This is a genomic window from Streptomyces sp. NPDC044061, assembly GCF_056434305.1.
In genome coordinates this window covers 127,556-146,599 of sequence record NZ_JBWKFL010000008.1, presented here as the reverse complement: position 1 = coordinate 146,599, position 19,044 = coordinate 127,556, and the positions used below count along the sequence as shown (strand labels likewise).

Annotated in this window: 19 protein-coding genes and 2 pseudogenes; 9 read left to right on the top strand and 12 right to left on the bottom strand. The window is 69.7% G+C overall.

Translation table 11 applies throughout. The features are described from left to right. The first annotated feature begins 193 nt into the window (after positions 1-193). Complete coding sequence (locus AC07CM_RS15320; protein WP_478876861.1) at positions 194-826, top strand: TetR/AcrR family transcriptional regulator; 633 nt, start codon at positions 194-196, stop codon at positions 824-826. Positions 827-1,112: 286 nt separating this feature from the next. Further along, positions 1,113-1,313: a hypothetical protein gene (locus AC07CM_RS15315; protein ID WP_478876860.1), complete on the top strand. Its 201-nt coding sequence runs from the start codon at positions 1,113-1,115 to the stop codon at positions 1,311-1,313. Between the two features lie 187 nt (positions 1,314-1,500). On the opposite strand, the gene AC07CM_RS15310 is transcribed toward AC07CM_RS15315, so the two are convergent. The 9 genes from AC07CM_RS15310 to AC07CM_RS15270 form a co-directional block, all read right to left on the bottom strand. Further along, entirely contained in the window at positions 1,501-1,845 is a 345-nt protein-coding gene (locus tag AC07CM_RS15310; RefSeq protein WP_478876859.1) for a MerR family transcriptional regulator, read from the bottom strand. A gap of 891 nt (positions 1,846-2,736) precedes the next feature. Next, a complete protein-coding gene (locus AC07CM_RS15305) occupies positions 2,737-3,066 on the bottom strand; it encodes an NIPSNAP family protein (RefSeq protein WP_478876858.1) in 330 nt (109 codons plus the stop codon). Positions 3,067-3,113: 47 nt separating this feature from the next. Beyond that, positions 3,114-3,611, bottom strand: a complete 498-nt coding sequence (locus AC07CM_RS15300; protein WP_478876857.1) for an SsgA family sporulation/cell division regulator — start codon at positions 3,609-3,611, stop codon at positions 3,114-3,116. A gap of 157 nt (positions 3,612-3,768) precedes the next feature. Continuing rightward, complete coding sequence (locus tag AC07CM_RS15295) at positions 3,769-4,161, bottom strand: hypothetical protein (RefSeq protein ID WP_478876856.1); 393 nt, start codon at positions 4,159-4,161, stop codon at positions 3,769-3,771. Between the two features lie 396 nt (positions 4,162-4,557). After that, complete coding sequence (locus AC07CM_RS15290) at positions 4,558-5,661, bottom strand: AI-2E family transporter (RefSeq protein ID WP_478876855.1); 1,104 nt, start codon at positions 5,659-5,661, stop codon at positions 4,558-4,560. A gap of 469 nt (positions 5,662-6,130) precedes the next feature. Continuing rightward, positions 6,131-7,174 carry an NAD(P)-dependent alcohol dehydrogenase gene (locus tag AC07CM_RS15285; protein ID WP_478876854.1) on the bottom strand — a complete coding sequence of 348 codons (1,044 nt, stop codon included), beginning with the start codon at positions 7,172-7,174 and terminating at the stop codon, positions 6,131-6,133. A 23-nt stretch (positions 7,175-7,197) separates the two neighbouring features. After that, on the bottom strand, positions 7,198-8,466 hold the full coding sequence (locus tag AC07CM_RS15280; protein WP_478876853.1) for a cytochrome P450: 1,269 nt from the start codon (positions 8,464-8,466) through the stop codon (positions 7,198-7,200). 61 nt (positions 8,467-8,527) lie between these two features. Continuing rightward, on the bottom strand, positions 8,528-9,931 hold the full coding sequence (locus AC07CM_RS15275) for an NAD(P)/FAD-dependent oxidoreductase (protein WP_478876852.1): 1,404 nt from the start codon (positions 9,929-9,931) through the stop codon (positions 8,528-8,530). Next, positions 9,928-10,146 (bottom strand): ferredoxin, encoded by a 219-nt coding sequence (locus AC07CM_RS15270; protein ID WP_478876851.1) that lies wholly within the window; start codon positions 10,144-10,146, stop codon positions 9,928-9,930. Before AC07CM_RS15270 ends, AC07CM_RS15275 begins: the two co-directional genes overlap by 4 nt. A gap of 432 nt (positions 10,147-10,578) precedes the next feature. On the opposite strand from AC07CM_RS15270, the pseudogene AC07CM_RS15265 reads away from it, so the two are divergent. Beyond that, positions 10,579-10,941 (top strand): annotated as a pseudogene (locus AC07CM_RS15265) (ATP-binding protein); the annotation flags it as partial. 387 nt (positions 10,942-11,328) lie between these two features. Here AC07CM_RS15265 and AC07CM_RS15260 read toward each other — a convergent pair. Next, positions 11,329-11,433 (bottom strand): annotated as a pseudogene (locus AC07CM_RS15260) (hypothetical protein); the annotation flags it as partial. Between the two features lie 250 nt (positions 11,434-11,683). Between AC07CM_RS15260 and AC07CM_RS15255 the strand changes: the two are divergent. From AC07CM_RS15255 to AC07CM_RS15235, 5 genes are all read left to right on the top strand, one after another. Beyond that, positions 11,684-12,970, top strand: a complete 1,287-nt coding sequence (locus AC07CM_RS15255; RefSeq protein WP_478876850.1) for an alpha/beta hydrolase — start codon at positions 11,684-11,686, stop codon at positions 12,968-12,970. A gap of 241 nt (positions 12,971-13,211) precedes the next feature. Next, positions 13,212-13,499: a metal-sensitive transcriptional regulator gene (locus AC07CM_RS15250; RefSeq protein WP_478877002.1), complete on the top strand. Its 288-nt coding sequence runs from the start codon at positions 13,212-13,214 to the stop codon at positions 13,497-13,499. A 192-nt stretch (positions 13,500-13,691) separates the two neighbouring features. After that, positions 13,692-15,050 (top strand): rhodanese-like domain-containing protein, encoded by a 1,359-nt coding sequence (locus AC07CM_RS15245; protein WP_478876849.1) that lies wholly within the window; start codon positions 13,692-13,694, stop codon positions 15,048-15,050. Between the two features lie 41 nt (positions 15,051-15,091). Next, on the top strand, positions 15,092-15,457 hold the full coding sequence (locus AC07CM_RS15240; RefSeq protein ID WP_478876848.1) for a rhodanese-like domain-containing protein: 366 nt from the start codon (positions 15,092-15,094) through the stop codon (positions 15,455-15,457). Then, positions 15,454-16,197: a sulfite exporter TauE/SafE family protein gene (locus tag AC07CM_RS15235; protein WP_478876847.1), complete on the top strand. Its 744-nt coding sequence runs from the start codon at positions 15,454-15,456 to the stop codon at positions 16,195-16,197. Before AC07CM_RS15240 ends, AC07CM_RS15235 begins: the two co-directional genes overlap by 4 nt. A gap of 63 nt (positions 16,198-16,260) precedes the next feature. On the opposite strand, the gene AC07CM_RS15230 is transcribed toward AC07CM_RS15235, so the two are convergent. Then, positions 16,261-16,545, bottom strand: coding sequence for a metal-sensitive transcriptional regulator (locus AC07CM_RS15230; protein ID WP_478876846.1), 285 nt, complete (start codon positions 16,543-16,545; stop codon positions 16,261-16,263). Between the two features lie 82 nt (positions 16,546-16,627). Here AC07CM_RS15230 and AC07CM_RS15225 point away from each other — a divergent pair, with 82 nt between their 5' ends. Then, entirely contained in the window at positions 16,628-17,203 is a 576-nt protein-coding gene (locus tag AC07CM_RS15225) for a rhodanese-like domain-containing protein (RefSeq protein WP_478876845.1), read from the top strand. Between the two features lie 425 nt (positions 17,204-17,628). On the opposite strand, the gene AC07CM_RS15220 is transcribed toward AC07CM_RS15225, so the two are convergent. Continuing rightward, entirely contained in the window at positions 17,629-19,038 is a 1,410-nt protein-coding gene (locus AC07CM_RS15220; protein WP_478876844.1) for a phytoene desaturase family protein, read from the bottom strand. Positions 19,039-19,044: the final 6 nt, after the last annotated feature.

Here is a 19,044-nt window from a genome sequence, read left to right as displayed (position 1 = left end):
GTGCCGTGGCGCCGCACGGAAACATACGCCGTATGGAATTAGTACCGTACGGCGTATGGAAACTTGAGGCAAGCCCGGTCGCGTCGACGGGTGCTGTGATTCAGGTCATTTCCGTACGGCGTATGGAACTGGTACCGTACGTGGTATGGAAAAGCAGGTGAAGCGTCCCCCGCGGGGAACGAGGAAGAGAGACGTGCCTCTGACCGAGGCCGGGATCTATGCCGCCGCCCTGCGGCTCATCGACGATGACGGGGTCGAGGCGCTCACCATGCGCAAACTCGCCACCGTGCTCGATGCGAACCCGATGTCGCTGTACCACCACGTGTCGAACAAGGAAGCCGTACTGCGCGGCGTGGCGAGAATGGTCGGAGCCCAGTTCCGCACCGTGACGCTGCAGGACGCGCCCTGGCAGGAGCGCATCCGCCTGCTCGCGATGGACTTCCGGACCCTGGCGCACCGTCACCCCGAGCTGATGGCCTACTCGTTCAGCCACCAGCCGGACTTCATCCAGCCCGACGACCCGTTCTGGACCGCGCTCACCGCGATCGTGGCCGCCGCAGGGGTGTCGCAGCCGGAGGTCCCGGAGACCGCCGCTCTCATGGTCGCCGTCGTCATCGGTGTCCTCAGCGCCGAACTCAACGGCTCGCTCCAGCAGTGGGCAAGCCTCAAGCCCCCCGGTACCACTGCCGGCGCGGACGAGGCCACGGACGCAGACCAGGCAGGCCCTGATCAGGACCACATGTTCCGGCTGGTGATCGACACGCTCATCACGGGCCTGGAGGGCCGGCTCGCCGCCGGTCGTAACGGCCGGGGCGCCGGCCGCTGAGTCCGTGGTCCCAAGGCGTTGCGGCCTGGGCGCGTCCGTGGTCGGGCGAGTTCGGGTCGCGATGCGACGCTGCGACGGCCAGGGAGCAGCCGATCCCCTCCGGAAAGACCATCCCGATGCGGCCGCTGCCGGTGCGCGGTGTGTTGCGGCTGGGCCGGGCGACCGATCTGTGGCCCAAGACAGCGCTCAGCGTCCTCGTGGCGACGTCCGTGCCGAGGCTAACCCTGCTGGCCGCGGGCCGAGCCGACCTGGTGGTGTACACCGTCGGCGGAATCAGCCCCTGCTCATGCCTCTGCCCTGCCTTCGTCCGCGCGACCGCATCGCCACCCACCGGCGGATCCTGCTCGACTGTCTGCGGCGCATCATGCGCGAGCGGGAGTCGGTCCTGTGCTGTCCGCGGGAGTCCGTCCTCACCTACCAGCACATGAAGGCCCCCGTGCTTCCCTTCGAACTGCACCCCGCCTGGCAGGACAGCCGGTGTCCCTGACCGCCGCCGCAGGCTCTACTCCGCGCACCGGGCAACCGGGTTCAGGCAAAGCATCCCTATCAGCACCGCAGCTGCCACCGTGAGCACCGCGACCGGCAGTATGACCACACGCGGCCAGCCCATCGACCGCTGAGGGCGGCGGCCCTGTCTGCCGGCGGTGGTGTTCGGCTCGCCTTAGGTGTCCTGATCAGGTCGAGGTCTTCGGCTGCGACTCGCGGCTTTGTGTGCGCAGTTTCTCGTTGATGCGCTGCGCTTCTTCGAGTTGGTCTTCGAGGACGACGATGCGGCAGGCGGCTTCGATGGGGGTGCCCTGGTCGACGAGTTCGCGGGCGCGGGCGGCGATGCGCAGCTGGTAGCGGGAGTAGCGGCGGTGGCCGCCTTCGGAGCGCAGGGGGGTGATCAGGCGGTGTTCGCCGAGGGTGCGGAGGAAGGCGGGGGTGGTGCCGAGCATGTCGGCGGCCCGGCCCATGGTGTAGGCGGGGTAGTCGTCGTCGTCGAGGTTGTCGGCGGGACGGGGACTGGCAGGGGGCATAGACCTCTTCTTTCGGGGGACGCGTCGGGGGGGGGGGGGGGGGGGGGGGGGGGGGGGGGGGGGGGGGTGTCTTCTTTTTTGGGGGGGGCGGGTGGTGGGGCCCCCGCCCCCCCCCCCCCCCCCCGGGCCCCGAGCTTGCAACACCATCTACCGGCAAACTGCGCCGGCCTTCTGTGTCCGCAGGTATCGCCTGGGAGGGCTGGGCTGCGGGGATCGCGAATGCGTGACCGGGGACCACCTTCCAATCCGGGGCCTGCGGTACCCGGGCGGACTGCTTCCTCGCCCGGGCGATCCTGATGGCGTTCTGCTCCTTACCTTCGGTTACTCGGCTGTACTGCTTGGATACCGCGGATACTGCTCACGGCCACTCTGGGCCGCGTCCCGCTTGGCCTGCTTGCACGGCAGTTCGTGTCTGCCGTGCCCACTTCGACTTCCTGGGTACGACAAGACGGTAACCCCGTGACGCGCCAATGTCTACTGTCGCCATGGCAGGTTTTCTTCATGACCTGCGAGTGGAGTTCTGCCATGAATGCACACGAAAGAGTGATGTCCCGAGTTGCCGCCGCCCGGCTCGGCGGGCACACGTTGAGCCGGACGGCCCAACCGATCCAGGCGAGGTCGCGGCGCATGACCGACATGGAGGCGACGCGCACGGATGCCCGCGAGGCTCCTGTTGTGCTTGAGGGCGACAGGCATCGGCCAGCGCCTGCAGTTGGCCGGCAAGGTCCGCAGTGACGGTCAGCAGGGCAATCCGGTCGTGCTGTTCCTGACCTGCGGGACGGTGTGTGGTGTCGCATCTCCGGTGGACTTCCGCGATGAGATCGCCCAGATCCGGAAGAGCCATGAGGGCGCTTGCTCTTCTGGTCACGTCACCTGCAGGTGGGTCGATCGTCATCGCAAGGGCGAGTCGGCGGTGGGCGTCAGTACAGACTCGTCGACATCGATGATCTGGCTGATGTCGAAGCCCTCCATGTCCGCGCGGAATTCTGGACTCGACAGGTACGCCTCCAGCCGCTCCTGCACGTCGTCGGCGTCCCTGTAGGAAACGAGGGCGTAGAGCCGGCGAGTCTCGCTTCCGGGCGCCGCGGGCACCGTCCAGACGCCGTGTGTGGTGATCCGGTGCTTGGCCATACCGGGAATATGCCGGGCCCAGATCTTCTCGTAGGCGGAGAGCGCGTCGGGGCTGCGCAGGGTGTAGACGCGAAGCTGGTACTGAGGCATGACAAAGGTTCCTTTTCTTCTGAGCTCTGAGCATGGATGGCCGGCGGTCAGCCTTGGGGGAGTAGGTGCGCCAGTTCGACGTCCCAGTCGATGTGGCCGGACTCGGTACCCCGTGGCACCAGAGCCTCCGTGTCCTGAAGGAAGGACGTGATGTCCTGCACGGGGACCTCGAGCAAGGCGGTGCCTGCGGAAGACCCGAGGGCGATGTACATCGACTGGTCACCCCGCCCCGCGGCCCACCAGACCCGGACGTCCGCGTAGCCTGCGGAACCCTTCAGGCCATCAGCCAGAAGATCCCGCCCCAGGACCCATTCGACCGGCTCGTCACAGTCGGCGAAGAAGACGGCATGGACGACATAGGGATCGGTGGGCTCATACCGCAGGCGTGTGCACAGTGGCAGTGAGTGGGTGTGCGAGACGACCAGCTGTACGGCTATCCGCCGCTCCACCGTCTTCGTGGGGCTCGGCTGCGCCTCTCGCACGGTCTGTGGCAAAGAGGCAGCGCGGGCGGGACGGTGCAGCAGGGCGCGAGCGCCGGACGGCACCGGCGCACCGCACGATGAGTGCGCTGCACTCACTCGGACGGTGGTCGGCGACGCCGACCCACGACCGCCGGGCGCGTCCCTGTCGCCGGCAGGGATCAGACCGAGGGGAACTGCTTGGGCTCACGGCCTCGGTAGCCGTCTCACCGGTCGTCGCGGCTCAGGCCGTGGTGCCTGCCCCAGCCGTCGTAGTCGCAGCGGTTCGCGTCGTGCTGATAGGCCCTGTCGGACGTCCAGTCGTGCCCTCGCCCTCCCCGCGGTAGAAGTGACCATCGCGGTAGTAGAGGCCCTCGCAGTCGTGCCGGGTCGGGTCGCTGCCGTGGTGGTCCTGGTGCCAGCCACGGGTCTCGTCGCAGGAGTAGCCCTTTTCGAGCAGGTAGCCGACCCCGTGGTCCCAGCTGTAGTCAGCGGCCTCACCCCTGTCGGACGGTCGCTGGGCGTGTGCGGGCGCAAGGGGTGCGGCCGATGCGGTGCCCCCAGCGCCGAGGACGGCGACACCCGCGACCGCAACGGAGGAGACAGTGAGGGCGATGCGCTTCGTGAGCTTCTTCATGATCTTTCCTTCCCGGTGGCGTGGTCTGCGCCGACGGTGGTTCGGTCAGGCGATGTGTGGCGCCTGGTGTGGTACGAACGAGCACTTCCATACGTCGTATGGAAGCACCCTTCCAGTATTACCATACGTCGTATGGAAATGTCGAAGTGATGAAGGCGACCAAAGCGAGCCGGGGCAGGAGTCTGCTCCGCCGACGACTTCATTGCCTGCAGAGCAGACGACGACCACCGTGCCGTCGATCCCTGCCTACGAGCACTCGGGCACTTGCCGGCCTACGTCAATCACAAGGAGCCTTCTGGGGCCGAGGAAGCGGCCCTTCACCTGACGGCGAAGGCGGAGTCTTTGACCCGGGCGCCCCACTCGCTGCGCTTGGGCCGGCCTCGTTCCTTGTGGCGGTCACTCGGGGGTGTCGGACCGGTCGGCCTTCTCGGGGCCGTTGTCTGCCCGCATCGGCAATCTCAGCGGCCGCCCCTCGCGGTGAGCCCAGATGTCACCGAGGACGACTTGGATGATGCCGGTGACAGGAATGGCCAACAGGGCGCCGAGGATCCCGGCGACTTCGGCCGCGATCAGGATGGCCAGCAGCACAGTGAGGGGGTTGAGTTTCACCGTCCGAGAGAGGATGACCGGTTGCAGGAGGTGGTTTTCCGCCTGCTGATAGACGATGAAGAAGATGATGGCGCCGACGCCGGCCGGCACGGAGTGGACGAACGCCACTGCGGATGCGACGACAGCCCCTATGGTGGCCCCCACCAGGGGAATGAGGTCGGTCAGGCCGACGAAGAGGGCCAGCAGGCCGGCGAACGGCACCCCGGAAACCAGCAGCACGACGTAGGTCAGGACCCCGCAGATGGCGCTGATCAGCAGGTTTCCGGTCAGGTAGCCGTTGACGGTACGGGCGCACGCGGCTCCGACGCGGCGTATGCGGGCCGCAGGCGCCTCGTCCACGAGGGCCAGGGACCGATCGATGGCCTTGGGGCCCTCCAGCACCATCAGATAAGCCAGCACGAAAATGGTGAGTGCGCCTGCGGCGGTGCTCGCGGCACCGCGGACGAAGTTCAAGGCGGGTGTGCTCAGTCCGGTGGCGAACGCGCGGACCTGCGCCTGATGCCGTTGGGCGTACCGCAGAGCGTGTGTCCGCTGCAGCAGGTCGCCGACCGGCCCGTGGCCGGCCCGAGCCTCCCTGATCATCGCCGGCAGACGACCGGCGAACCGGCTTCCCTCCTGAGCCAGGGGAATGACGAACAGGGCGACCACCGCGCCGACGACCGCGGCCGCTGCCATGAAGACGAGCAAGGTGGCCACTGACCGTCGGCACCGCGGGACCCGTCGCTGCAGTGCCTCGACCGCCGGATGAAGGGAGACGGCCAAGAACAAGGCGATGACCGCCCAGACCAGAACCCGACGGGCTTGCACCACCAGTTCGAGTACGGCATAGGTGGCGAGCACCAGACCGATGGTGACGAGGATGGTTCGCACCGGAACCGGACGCGTCGCCATGGGCACTGGGTGCCCAGCCCGCGTCACGGGAAACGAGGAGCCCTCCTTCCCGGTGAGCCGTGGTCTCCCCGCGCTGTCGCACTTGCCGGTCCTGACAGGGCTGCGACAACCGGTCCGGCGCGCTGGACCTCCACGGAGTTGGCGGGACGCCCACGTACGTTTGAGGTGCGGGCGCTCAGGCCGGGCTGCAAGGTGGTGCCGTGGTCCGTAACTGTCGAAGGAAGCGTCATGGTGACGGTGGCCGCAGGTGCGGTCGCCGGATTGCGGGCCCGGCGGGGGATGTCGCCGTCAGCTGCGACGTGGTGGCGGCAGTCCTGCTTCGTGGCGTCTGGGGTAGTGCGCGAGCAAGCTCCTCCGGGCTGCTCACCGGTACGTGCCCTCGGTCGAGGTCGGGATCAGGCGTCTCCGGGCCGCCCGACACCAGCGGCCGTGGCACATGGTGCCCGGTTCTTGGTGACCAGGTCGGCACTCACACCCGAGGGGTGACGACGGCGCGACCTTGGATCCTGCCGTCGTGCAGGAGCTGATAGGCGGCGTCGGCGCGTTCCAGGGGGAAGTGCTCGACCAGCATCTTGATCTTTCCCTGCTGGGCGAGGGTGATCACTTCCGTCAGTTCGGAAAGGGAGCCCCAGTAGGGCGAGGCGACCGAGCACTCGTGCGGCGGGCTGGAGAAGTTGACGGGCAGGGCTGCGCCGCCGAGGCCGACGATGGTCAGGTGACCGAGCATCCTGGCCACCTCAGCAGCCATCCGCAGAGTCGGGGCTAGGCCGACCATGTCCAGGACGAGCTGAGCGCCCTGTTGCCCCGTGATCTCCTTGATGCGCTTGATCGCCTCGTCACCCGAGAGCAGTGCTTCGTCGGCACCCATGCGCTTGGCGGTTTCCAGCTTGCCGGCGTCGGTGTCGACGGCGACGACGGTGGTCGCCGCGCTGAGCGCGCGCAGAATCTGGATGGTCATCTGGCCCAGGCCGCCGGCCCCGATCACGACCGCGGTCGAGCCCGGCCCCAGCAGGTGCAGCGACCGTTTGACGGCGTGGTAGCTGGTCAGTCCGGCGTCGCTGAGCGGAGCGGCCTCGCGGGGGTCGAGGGTGCCCAGCGGAATCAGGTATCGCGCTGCCGGGACCAGCAAATACTCGGCCATGCCACCGTCGTGACCACCTCCCAGGCCCGGGCCCTGACCACCCAGGGTCTGGCAGTAATTCTCGCGACTCTCCCGGCAGTTGGCGCACAATCCACAGCCCCAGGAACCATAGACGATCACAGGGTCCCCGGGTACGAACCCGGTGACACCCGGTCCCAGCCGTTCCACCCATCCCGCGTTCTCATGGCCGAGCGTTAAGGGCGGACTCGTGAAACCGGGTGGCGGTGCGGGTGCCTCCATGACGTGCAGATCGGAGTGGCACGCACCGGCACCCCCGACCTTCACCAGGACCTGCCCCGGCCCGGGATCGGGTACCGGCACCTCGCGCAGCTCGGGCGGTTGCCGCCATCCGACGAGTTGAAAAGCCCGCATCGTGATCCTTCACGCACGCCGAGTCAGTCGCGGATGCCGTCGATGTCGACCAGGACGTGCCGCGGCCCGCGGAAGATCTGGTTGTGCCGGTACGGCGGTGGGTCCTCGACGAGCCGGGGGTTCTGCACCCGGCGGATGAACTCGCCGACGGCGATCTGTACCTCGAGCCGCGCGAGCGGAGCGCCGAAGCAGAAGTGGATGCCCTGGCTGAACCCGAGGTGCTGGTTGTCGCGGCGTTCGAGGTCGAGTTCGTCGGGGTCGGTGAACCGTTCGGGGTCGCGGTTCGCCGAGCCGTACGCCAGGAAGATCGGCGCGCCCTTGGGGATGGTGGTGCCGGCGATGTCGATGTCTTCCAGGGCGGAGCGGGTGTGCCAGAACTGGACCGACGACTCGAAGCGCAGCAGCTCCTCCACCGCGGGCACGATCAGCTCGGGCCGGCGGCGCAGTTTCTCGAGCGCGTCGGGATGGCGCAGCAGGGTGAGCACGCTGTGGGCGATGAGGTTGACCGTGGTTTCGTGTCCCGCGAAGATCAGGAGCAGGGTGTTGCTCGCGAGCACGCCCTTGGACATCCGTCCCTCCGGGCCGTCCTCGTTCACCATCGCCGAGAGCATGCCCGGGCCGGGCTGCCGGGCGTACCTGTCGAGCAGCTCGGCTGCGAACTGCCCGAACTCCTGCACGGCCTGCCGCCCCCCGGCCTGCCGGCTCTGAATCTCTTCGGAGGCGGCCTCGGGGCCGAAGTCCAAAGCGTCCAGGGCGGTTTCTATCCACTGGTGGAAGCGCGGCTCGTCCTCCAGCGGCACGCCCAGAACCTTGCAGATCACCGTCACCGGCAGGGGATAGGCGAACTCGTCGACGGCATCGATCCGGTTCTTGCCCTTCATGTCGTCCAGGAGGTCGTCGACGATGCGGCGGATGTCGGGCTCCAGGTCGGAGATCAGGTGAGGTGAAGGGGGCGGGCCGACGAAATGCGGCATCATCATCCGGCGATCCCGATCGTGCTCGGGTGGATCGCAGGTGATGATGTTCGGCTCGGTCAGTGCCTCCCTGATCGGCTCGGCCACCGGCTCCGCCGAGCCTTCTGCCTGGGCCGCGACCGGGGCGGGACACTTTCGTGGATCCGAACTGACCCGGGGGTCGTGGAGCAGCGCGACGATCTCCCGGTAGGTGCTGACGACGTAGGTGCCGTCCGGCTGCCGCGCGACCGGTGTCTTACGGAGTTCCTCGTAGAACGGGTAGGGATTGGCGCGGTTGGCGTAGCGGAGCGCCTGCTGCCAGGGGGTTTCCTCGACCACGAGGCTCCCCTCCTTCTTCCTGTCGGTCTGTCCGCTGACACGGCTCGACCCGGCGGGCGTATCAGTGACGCCGAGGCCGGAACTCGGCCGTCCGCTCGCCCGGGTCGTGGCCGGTCAGCACGACGTCGGGTACCGCCCCAGGGGCGCCGCGTTCCGGGAACTCGGCCGGCATCGGCTTCATGTCGGCCGGCTGGTCCCAGCCCGGCGGCGGAGGCGGGAACGGACCGGATCGCTCGATCAGCTTTCCGTAGTACTCCAGCCACTTGCCGTGGTCGAAGGTGACGGCGGCGACGATGCGGCCCCGGTGACCGTAGGCGGCGGCGAAACGGCGCTCCGCGACGGATCCCTGCGTGAAGACGATCTCGTCACCGAAAGGCGGCACGCCGACGGACTTGACATTGACGCCGAACTGACCGGACCAGAAGCCGGGAAGCAGCAGATGCGGGCGATAGTGGGGCTCGAGGTTCACCATGTTGTGGGCCGCGACCTCGGCACCGAACACGGCGTTGTCCCAGTGCTCCATCGCGAGGAACTGGTACTCGTACAGCACATGCGGCGCACGCGCCACGTCCCCCGCCACGTAGATGCTGTCGGTGACCACGCCGTTGATGTCGAAGGCACGACCACCGGCGTCGCACCCCACGCCCCAGAAACCGGCCGCCAGCCCCGAGCCCTCCAGCCATTCCACGTTGCGGATCGACCCCAGCGAGGCCACCACCACGTCGGCGTCCACGGTGGCACCGTCCGAGAGCTGAGCACGCCGCACGTGTCCGCCGGAGTCGCCCTCCAGCGACGACACGCCCAGCCCGCAGCGCAGGTCCACGCCGTGATCGCGCTGCATCTGCGCGGCGATCTCCCCGATCACCCCGCCGAGCGCGCCGGCCAGCGGCGCCGAACCCCGCTCGACGACGGTCACCGGGATGTCCAGTTCGCGGCAGACAGAGGCCACTTCCGAGCCGATGAACCCGGCGCCGATGACCAGGACCCGCGACGGCGACTCGGCCAGCGCCTTCTGCAGCTGAGCGGCATCATCACGCGAGCGGATCGTGTGGACGCCGTGCAGGGCGGCCTCGGCCGGATTCGGCCACTGCCGCGCGCGGGTGCCCGTGGCGATCAGCAACCGGTCGTACGGGACCTGCTCACCGTCGGCCAGGCGCACCTGCTTGGTCGCACGGTCCAGCCCGGTGGCGGCCACCCCGAGCCGCCAGTGCGCATCCACTTCCCGTATGCGCGGCAGCTTGGTGTGGTCGGCCGGCACCCAGCCCTTGAGTACCTGCTTGGACAGCGGGGGACGGTCGTAGGGCTCGTACGGCTCGTCCCCGATGATGGTCAGAGAACCGGTGAAGCCCTCCTCGCGCAGGGCTTCCGCGGCCCGCAGACCGGCCAGAGATGCACCTACGATGACAATCCGGCCACTGGCTCTGAACTCGCGCACCAGCTCTGCGACCGTTGCCGGCAACGTCATGACGTCGCGCTCCCCTCAGCCCCGTCCAAGCGGTCGATCACGATCGCCTGCACGGGGCATGCCGCAGCGGCTCGCTCGACCTGCAGGCGCCGCTCGTCATCAGGGTTCGGCTCGTAGGTGAGCGCCTCCTGACCACTCAGCCTGAAGACCTCGTGAGCCAGATACACGCATTGTGCGTATCCCTGGCATCGATTCAGGTCCACGACGATGCGCATGAGCCGACTCCTTCCGCTCTGCCTCCCGCCCCACGGCTACCAGCGGCACGTTCCTGCAGCTACGGAGCGGTTCTCAAGCCTCCTGCACCCGCCACCGTCGCGTGCCACGTACATGGGCTGTGAGCGTCACGTACGGCATCTGATGGCGTCGGCATCAAGGCCCTGTGAGGGCCGTGGCCCTAAAAAAATGCTCGTCCCGCCTCACCACGAACGCAAACCCGAGGAAGCGACCGGACCGGTGGAAACGATTATCAACGGCTCGTCAGTGCGCCAGTAGTCGCACCGGACTGCGAATCTGACCATCTCATCATATTTGAGGTACTTGACTTAAAAGCCAATACATCTGACTATTTCATCAGAAGTGGTCATATCATCCACTATCTACCGTGTGCCGCTCATCCGGACAGCGTCGTTCACCACGGCCGCACACACTGGCAGATACCGGCCGATCCGGCTGCTGTCGCGGATGCACGGGCATGGGCGACCAGCCAACTCACCGCATGGGGGTTGGACGACCTCCTCTTCACCACCGAACTCATCGTCAGCGAACTGGTCACCAACGCGATCCGCTACGGTCGTCCGCCGGCGGAGCTGCGACTGATCCGCCACGATGCACTGGTCTGTGAGGTCACCGACGCCAACACCGCCCAACCCCGTCTGCGCCGCGCTCGCACCACCGACGAGGGCGGACGCGGCCTGTTCCTCGTCGCCCAACTCGCCGAGCGCTGGGGCTGCCGCCATGGCCGGAACCACAAGACCATCTGGTCCGAACAGCCCATCACGTGCGCTCCCTGATCCCGCCCCGAGCTCCCTGCACCTCGCGACCATCCAGGTCCTGACTGGGACGTTCCACGAAGTGGTGCGTCCACACGGTCGGCCACGTACGGCATACCCTCGTGGCCCCGCAGCCGTGACGCTCGTTTGACGCTCTGGGCACCCGCAAGCAGGACAGCGGGCCGAAAAACCGGGCCTGACCTGGGCTTTTGTGTACCCTGCTCAAGTCAACATCATTCCGATGACGCATCATGTGGAGTGCGTGGCGATCCTCGAACCGGCCGCGAAAACTTCCTGACCTGCCGTTTTGTGCGTGCACAGTATGTGCGGTGCGCGGCGGTGCGGGCGATGCCTTGACGCTGAATTGACGCCCGTGACGCTCACTCGACGCTCGTTGTCATGGGGGTGTTCGTCGACCTGAATGACCGAAGCCCCGGCCCGGTCAAGGTCGTTGACCTCGTTGCGCAGGGCGAGTGCGACCTGTCGGGCGGTGTCCGCCGGTGGCTGGTCGTCAGGCGAGGCCTCGGCCACGCCCTTTCGGCTCCGAGCGCGGGCAGGGCATCCACCCGCTGCGCCACGACCTGGCCTCGCCCAGCCGGTCGGCAAGGCTGCGCGTCGTTCGGCAGGACACTCCGCGGCGACTGATCGCCGGTTGGCCCGCATCCTTATCCCTTTTGGGTTCGTTGGGGAACGGGGAAGGGTTCGCAGCCCTCCTTCTGAATGAAGGAGACCGTACAGGCGAGCAAACCGGGGATCGAGTGGTATGGGTTTGACCAGCGAGACGACCGTGTACGTGATGGCGGTCCTGGCCGCCGTCTGTGTGGCGTTGCTGGTGTGGCTGTGGCCACGGTTCGCCGAGCGCGGGCTGCGGCAGGTGCTCGGGCGGCTGGCGGCCATCGGGGTGACCCAGGTGGCGATCGTCGCGGCCTTCGCCTGCTGGCTGAACTCCTCGTACCAGTTCTTCGGATCGTGGGGCGAACTCTTCGGACACGTCGAGACGGCTCCCGTCGGCGTCACCCAGGCGGGGGGCAACGGCGTCGGCACGGTGAACGGCGTCGCCGTGAAGGGGGCACTGGTGCAGCCCGCCTCCGACGGGCAGTTGAGCCGGGTCGGCGGACTGCCCTCCGGCCGCGCCGCGGTGAACGGGCGAGTGGAGTCCGTGAAGGTCATCGGCCGGCGCACCGGTGTGGTCGACCCGGCGTTCGTCTATCTGCCGCCGCAGTACTTCCAGAAGGCGTACCACCGCCAGCGTTTCCCGGTGATCGTCACGCTCAGCGGCTACCCGGGCAGCATCTTCAACCTCGCGCAGCATCTGCGGGTGTCACAGACCGCCGGTGAGCTGCAGAAGAGCGGCCAGATGCAGCCGACCATCATGGTGATGATCCGTCCGACGATCGCCCCGCCCCGCGACACCGAGTGCGTGAACGTGCCCGGCGGTCCGCAGGCCGAGACCTTCCTGGCCAGGGATCTCCCGGACGCCCTGAAGTCCGCCTACCGGGTGGGCCACGACGCCAGTGCCTGGGGTGTCATGGGCTACTCCTCGGGCGGCAGCTGTGCCCTGCAGCTGACGATGCGCAATCCGCATGTGTACACGGCGGCCGGCGCTCTGTCGCCCGACTACCGGGTCAAGGACGATCCGACGACCGGCAATCTCTTCGGCAGCGGGCTGGGCCGCGTGAACCGGGTGAACGGCCATGACCTGATGTGGCGGCTCAAGCACCTGCCCGTCCCCCAGGTGTCCGTCCTCGTCGCCGACAGCAAGCACGGTGAGCCCGGCTACCCGCAGACACTGGCGTTCATCAAGGCCGTCAGGCCGCCCATGCGTGTCGCGTCGATCCTGCCCGAGCAGGGCAGCCACAACTTCCCGACCTGGGTACGGGAGATGCCGGCCGCCTTGAAGTGGATGAACCAGCAGCTGACGTTCCCCCAGGACATCGTGCCCCGCCACCCGAAGAAGGGCACGGTGGTCGCCGCCCGTCCCAAGGCCGACCACGGCGGTCTGCGCGCGGATGGCACGGAGCCCACGCCCACCACCACGACGCACAAGTGACGGTTGTCGCCTGAACCAGGCTCCCCTTCCCCCGTAGCCGCTGGGCCCTTCTCGCCCGGAGGTTCCTCGTCCCGACCCTGGTGCGCAGGCACCGGTTGCGGTCCTTCAGCGTTCCACCGCGGGGTCAGATACCCCACGGGGTATTTGACCGAACCCTGGAAGGCGTCGTACTGTCGGCCGTGTGCTAAACCCCCGGGGGTATTTTTCCCCGGGGGTGTTTCTTCAAGGGGTCATCGTGGAGCTGGAGCTGGAGCTCGAGGGCGCGGATCTGAAGTCCGTACTGAATCGGCTGCGCCGTGCGCAGGGGCAGATCTCCGGCGTGATCAGGATGATCGAGGAAGGCCGTGACTGCGAGGACGTCGTCACGCAGCTCGCCGCCGCTTCCCGCGCCCTGGACCGTGCCGGTTTCGCCATCATCTCCACGGGTCTGCAGCGGTGCGTGATGGACATCGACGCCGACCGGAAGAACGGTGAGGGTGCCGAGCGGATCCGCTCCCGCCTGGAAAGGCTCTTCCTGTCGCTGGCGTGAGAAGCGGCGTGGCCCCGCCGTCCGTCGGGCTCGGGGCGGGGCACTCGTGGGGCCGCTGCCTCCTTCGCGGACCTCCCGTCGCGACATTCGCGGACCGCTCGTCGCAACAGACGCAGGAAATACCCCCAGGGGTATATGTGCTACAGTCGTACACATACCCCGGGGGGTAATTTCGAGGAAGGGAACATCTCCGTGTTCTTCATCGACACCATTGAGCTCGAGGGCCTGGGCAACCGCCACTACCTGGCCGGGGGCAAGGAGGCGGCCGTGGCGGTGGACCCGCCGCGTGACTTCGACCAGGTTCTGGCCGTCGCCGCCCGGCGCGGGGTGCGGATCACCCATGTGGTGGAGACCCACATCCACAACGACTACGTCACCGGTGGTCTGGAGCTGGCCCGGGTGACGGGCGCCGCCTACCTGGTGCCGGCCGGAGCGAACGTGGCCTTCGAGCGGGTACCGGTGGCCGACGGCGATGCGGTCACGGTCGATGACGCACTGGAGCTGTCGGCGGTGGCCACCCCCGGGCACACCCCGCACCACACCGCCTACGTGCTGCGCGAGCACGGCGTGCCGGTGGCCGCGTTCACCGGCGGTTCGCTGCTGCTCGGCACGGTGGGCCGCCCGGATCTGGTGGAGCCCCGCCTGACCGAGGAGCTGGCCCGCGCCCAGCACGCCTCCGCGCATCGCCTGGCGGCCGAGCTGCCGGACGAGACGTCCGTGCTGCCCACGCACGGCTTCGGCAGCTTCTGCTCCTCCGCGCAGGCCGAGGGGGACGCCACCACCATCGGCAAGGAGAAGGCCGTCAACACGGCTCTCACCACGGACGTGGACTCCTTCGTCGCCCGGCTCCTCGCCGAGCTCGACGACATACCCGCCTACTACACGCACATGGCCCCGGTCAACGCGGGCGGCCCCGCCCCGGTGGACCTGACGCCCCCCGCCGTCGCGGACGCCGCCGGGATCGCCGCCCGGCTCGCGGCCGGTGAGTGGGTCGTGGACCTGCGCAACCGGGTCGCGTTCGCCGAGGGCCACGTCGCCGGGTCGTTCAACTTCGAGGCCGACGGCAAGATCGCCACCTACCTGGCGTGGATGATCCCCTGGGGCAAGCCGGTGACCCTGCTCGCCGAGTCCCCCGAGCAGCTGGCCGCCGCCCAGCGCGAGCTGGTCCGGGTCGGCATCGACCGGCCCGCGGCCGCCGCGACCGGCACACCCCGGGAGTGGGTGACCGAGGGCGGCTCCCTGGCATCCTTCTCCCGTTCCACGTTCGCCGGGCTGGCCGAGCGCGGCACGGACGGGATCGTCGTCCTGGACGTGCGCCGCGCCTCGGAGCGGGCCGCCGGACACATCGAGGGCTCCGTGCACATCCCGGTCCACGAGCTGCACAAGCGGCTCGGCGAGGTCCCGGCAGGCACGGTGTGGGTGCACTGCGCCGGTGGCATGCGTGCCGGCATCGCCGCCTCGCTGCTCGACGCCGCGGGCCGTGACGTGGTGGCGGTGGACGACGGGTTCGACTCCGCCACAGGCGCCGGCCTGACCGTCGTCACCCGCTGACCGCCCTTCGACCCCCCACCCTTAGTACGAGAGGTCGTGTGATGCCCCTCTTCCATCACGGTCCGGACCGTGTCACCGTCGACGAGGCCCACCGGCGCACCCAGGGCGCCGACGCCCCGGCCGTGCTGCTGGACGTGCGCGAGCAGGGCGAGTGGGACACCGGGCACGCGCCCGGCGCCGTGTTCGCACCGCTGTCCGGGCTGACCCTGGGAGCGGCCCTGCCGGGCGCGGCCCAGGGCCGGCCGCTGGTGGTGATCTGCCGCAGCGGGAAGCGCTCCCAGAGGGCCGCCCGTCTGCTGGCCGAGCGCGGCGAGAACGCGGTGGACGTCAAGGGCGGCATGCAGGCGTGGGCCGCCGTCGGTCACCCGGTGGTCGACAACCGCGGGAACAACGGCTCCATAGCATGACCGCACTGATCCTCGCGCTCGTCGCCGGTGCCGTCGTCGGCCTGGCCCTGGGCGGCCTCGGCGGAGGCGGCAGCGTCCTGGCGGTGCCCGCCCTGATCTACCTGCTCGGCTTCACCCCCGCGCAGGCGACCACGGCCAGCCTGGTCATCGTCACTCTGACCTCCGTCACGGCGCTTGCCGCGCACGCCCGGGACGGCAATGTGGCCGGGCGGACAGGGCTGCTGTTCGCGGCGGCGGGCATCGTGCCCGCGATGCTCGCCGGGGCCGCCGCAGGGCATCTGCCGCAGCGCGTGCTGACCGTCGCCTTTGCCGTCGTCGCCGCGGTCGCCGCCCTGCGCATGCTGCGGCCCGCATGCGCCGAGACCACCGGCACGGTGCACCCCGGCAGGGCCGGAGCCGCCGGCGCCGGGCTCGGCGCGGTCACCGGGTTCCTGGGCGTGGGCGGTGGCTTCCTCGCCGTCCCCGCCCTGGTCGGAGTGCTGAGCCTGCCCATGCGCCGGGCCGTCGGCACCAGCCTGCTGGTCATCACGATCAACTCGCTGGCCGCGCTCGGCGCCCGGGCCGGTACCGGTACGCACCTGGACTGGGCGGTCGTCGCACCGTTCACCGGGGCGGCCGTCCTGGGCGCCTGGGACGGCAAACGCCAGGCGAAGAAACTCAAGGGCACCACCCTGCAGCGCGTCTTCGCCTACGTGCTGCTCGCGGTCGCCGCCTTCATGCTCCTCGACGCACTCACCTGACCAGGCCGGTACGGACGAGGCAGCCGGACGGGCAGGGCAGAGCACGGTGCGCAGGGCAGGGCGTCAGGCCAGCGAGAGGAAGAGCTTCTCCAGCCGGCCACGCATCTGCTCGCGGTCCTCACCCGCCGCACCGCCGTCCCCGTCCGCGAGGCACTGCTGGAGGCCGGTGGCGATGATCGCGAATCCCGCGCGGTCCAACGCCCGGGAAGCGGCGGCGAGCTGGGTGACGACCTCCTCGCAGTCACGGCCTTCCTCGATCATCCGGATCACCCCGGATATCTGCCCCTCGGCCCGGCGCAGCCTGTTCAGCACCGACCGCAGTTCCCCACCCGCGAGATCAAGCTCCACGACCACTCCTCACAGCCACCCCCACGGGGGACGAGAACGCCCCCGACCGGGGCAGTACCGACACACAAGGATGACACCCGGCATGACCACTCCCACCTCCCTCGACCCCTGTCAGGCCCGCACCCGCCTGCACGAGCTGACCGTCATCGACGTCCGCACCCCCGGCGAGTACGCCGGCGGCCACATCCCCGGCGCCCTCAACATCCCGCTCGACCAGCTCGGCCGTGCGCTGCCCGACATCCGCACCGCCGCCGCACGCGGCGAGGTCCTCGTCGTCTGCGCCTCCGGCGCCCGCTCCGAGAACGCCTGCCGGCAGCTCGCCGACAAGGGCATCCACACCGCCACCCTCGCCGGCGGCACCGGCGCCTGGGCCGCCCAGGGCCACGACCTCGACCGTCCCCAGGGCAGCAGCAGGGCCACGTGGGCCATGGAGCGTCAGGTCCGCCTCACCGCCGGCCTCGTCGTCCTGCTCGGCCTGCTGCTCGGCCTGGTGGTCCACCCGGCTTTCCAGCTGCTCTCCGCAGGCATCGCCGCCGGCCTGGTCTTCTCCGCCGTGACCAACACCTGCGGCATGGCCGCCCTGCTCGCCAAGCTCCCCTGGAACCGGCCCTGCCGGGCCGACCTGGACGCCACGCTCGTCCGCCTGCGCAACAGCTGACCCGGAGACCGTGGATGCGCGCGACGCCGGGCCGCCTCCGGGCGCTTCCCTCACGCGGGCCGAGGAGCCGGATCTCCCCGGCCTCGACCGGTGAGGTGCGGCGCACGGCCCGCGACCCGGCCGAGCCGGGCTTCGTCCCGTGTTCCGGCGGGGCTCCGGTGAGGTGGAAGGGGCGCCGCCCGCCGGCCTTCCCGGCAAACGACCCCACGCCACCCTCACCGTCCGGAGGGGCTGACCAGCACGTCGCGGGCAGCGGGCCGTACCAGGCGGGCGGCGGCCAGGACGCGGGCGGTGGTGAGGACGGTGGCGGTGGTCGTGGTCATCCGCTGTCGTCCTTGCGAGTACGAGCCTGCCGAAAAGGACGCCTGACCCGAGCGGGTTCTCGAAGGCGCGGACCCCGGCGGTGGCCGCCGGCGAACCGGGGTTCAGAGCCGGGCGAGTGCGCGCTGTGCGGCGTTGTAGCCGCACATTCCGTGGGCGCCTGCGCCGGGCGGGGTCGCGGCGGAGCAGAGGTAGAGCCCGGGCACGCCGGTGGCGTACGGGTCGAGGGCCAAGCGCGGCCGGAAGAGCAGCTGCCAGGGGTCGTTGGCGCCGGTCACGACGTCGCCGGCGACGTAGTTCTCGTTGTGCCGGCTCAGCTCCGTGGTGGAGCGCAGGTGCGTCGCCCGGATCCGGTCGCGGAAGCCGGGGGCGTACTGCTCGATCCGTGCGGTGATCGCCTCGGTGGCGTCGCCGGTGAAGCCGGCCGGTACGTGGGCGTAGGCGTAGAGCGGGTGCACGTCGCCGGCCGAGCGGGTCCTGTCGGCGAGGTACTGCTGGCCGACGAGTACGAACGGCCGCTCCGGCATCCGTCCGGCGGCCACGTCCTTCTCGGCCGCCGCCATCTCCGCAACGGTGCCGCCGAGGTGGACCGTGCCGGCCGAGCGCGAACCCTCGTGCGCCCACGGCACGCCGCCCTCGACGGCGAAGTCGACCTTGAACGCGCCGGGCCCGTGGCGGTACCTGGTGTACGCGCGGCGCACGTGGCTCGGCAACCGGTCGCCCGCGATCCGGGCGGCCGCGGCCGGTGAGGTGTCCAGCATGACCAGGTCCGGGCCGCCCAGCTCGTCGAGCGAGGTCACCCGGCGGCCGGTCTCGAACTCGACGCCGTGCTCGGCCGCGCGGACCAGGATCGCGTCCCGGATCGCGGCCGAACCGCCCTCGGCGACCGGCCAGCCGAAGGCGTGCGCGGCTGTGGTCAGCGCGACCCCGATCGCCGAGGAGGCGAATGTGTCCAGGGGGCGGAAGGTGTGCGCGGCGGCGCCGGTGAAGAGCGCCTGGGCCTCCGGCGTACGGAAGCGGCGCGCCAGCAGGGTGGCCGGCAGGCCGGCGTAGGCACCGAAGCGGGCCAGCTGGAGCGGGTGCCGCGGAACGTGCAGCACCGGCTGCAGGAACTCCTGGCTGATCGTGCCGAACCGCTCCGTGAGCGGCCCGAACGTGCGCTGCCACGCGGGGCCGCCCTCCCCGAGCCCGGCGGCGGTCCCGCTCACCGACCGGACCGCTACCGCGCCGCGGCCGTCGTCGAGCGGATGCGCGAACTCGGCCGGTGTCCAGCGCCAGTTCAGGCCCGCGCCGGCCAGGTCGAACCGCTTCGCGAAGGCCGAGCCGGGCGTCAGGGGGTGCATGCCGGAGCACTCGTCGTGGATCAGCCCCGGCAGGGTCAGCTCGCTCGACCGGGTGCCGCCGCCGAGGACGTCCGCCGCCTCGATGACACGGACCCGCACGCCCGCGGCGGCGAGGGTGAGGGCGGCGGCGAGCCCGTTGGGTCCGCTGCCGACCACGACCGCTGTCGTCATACGAGC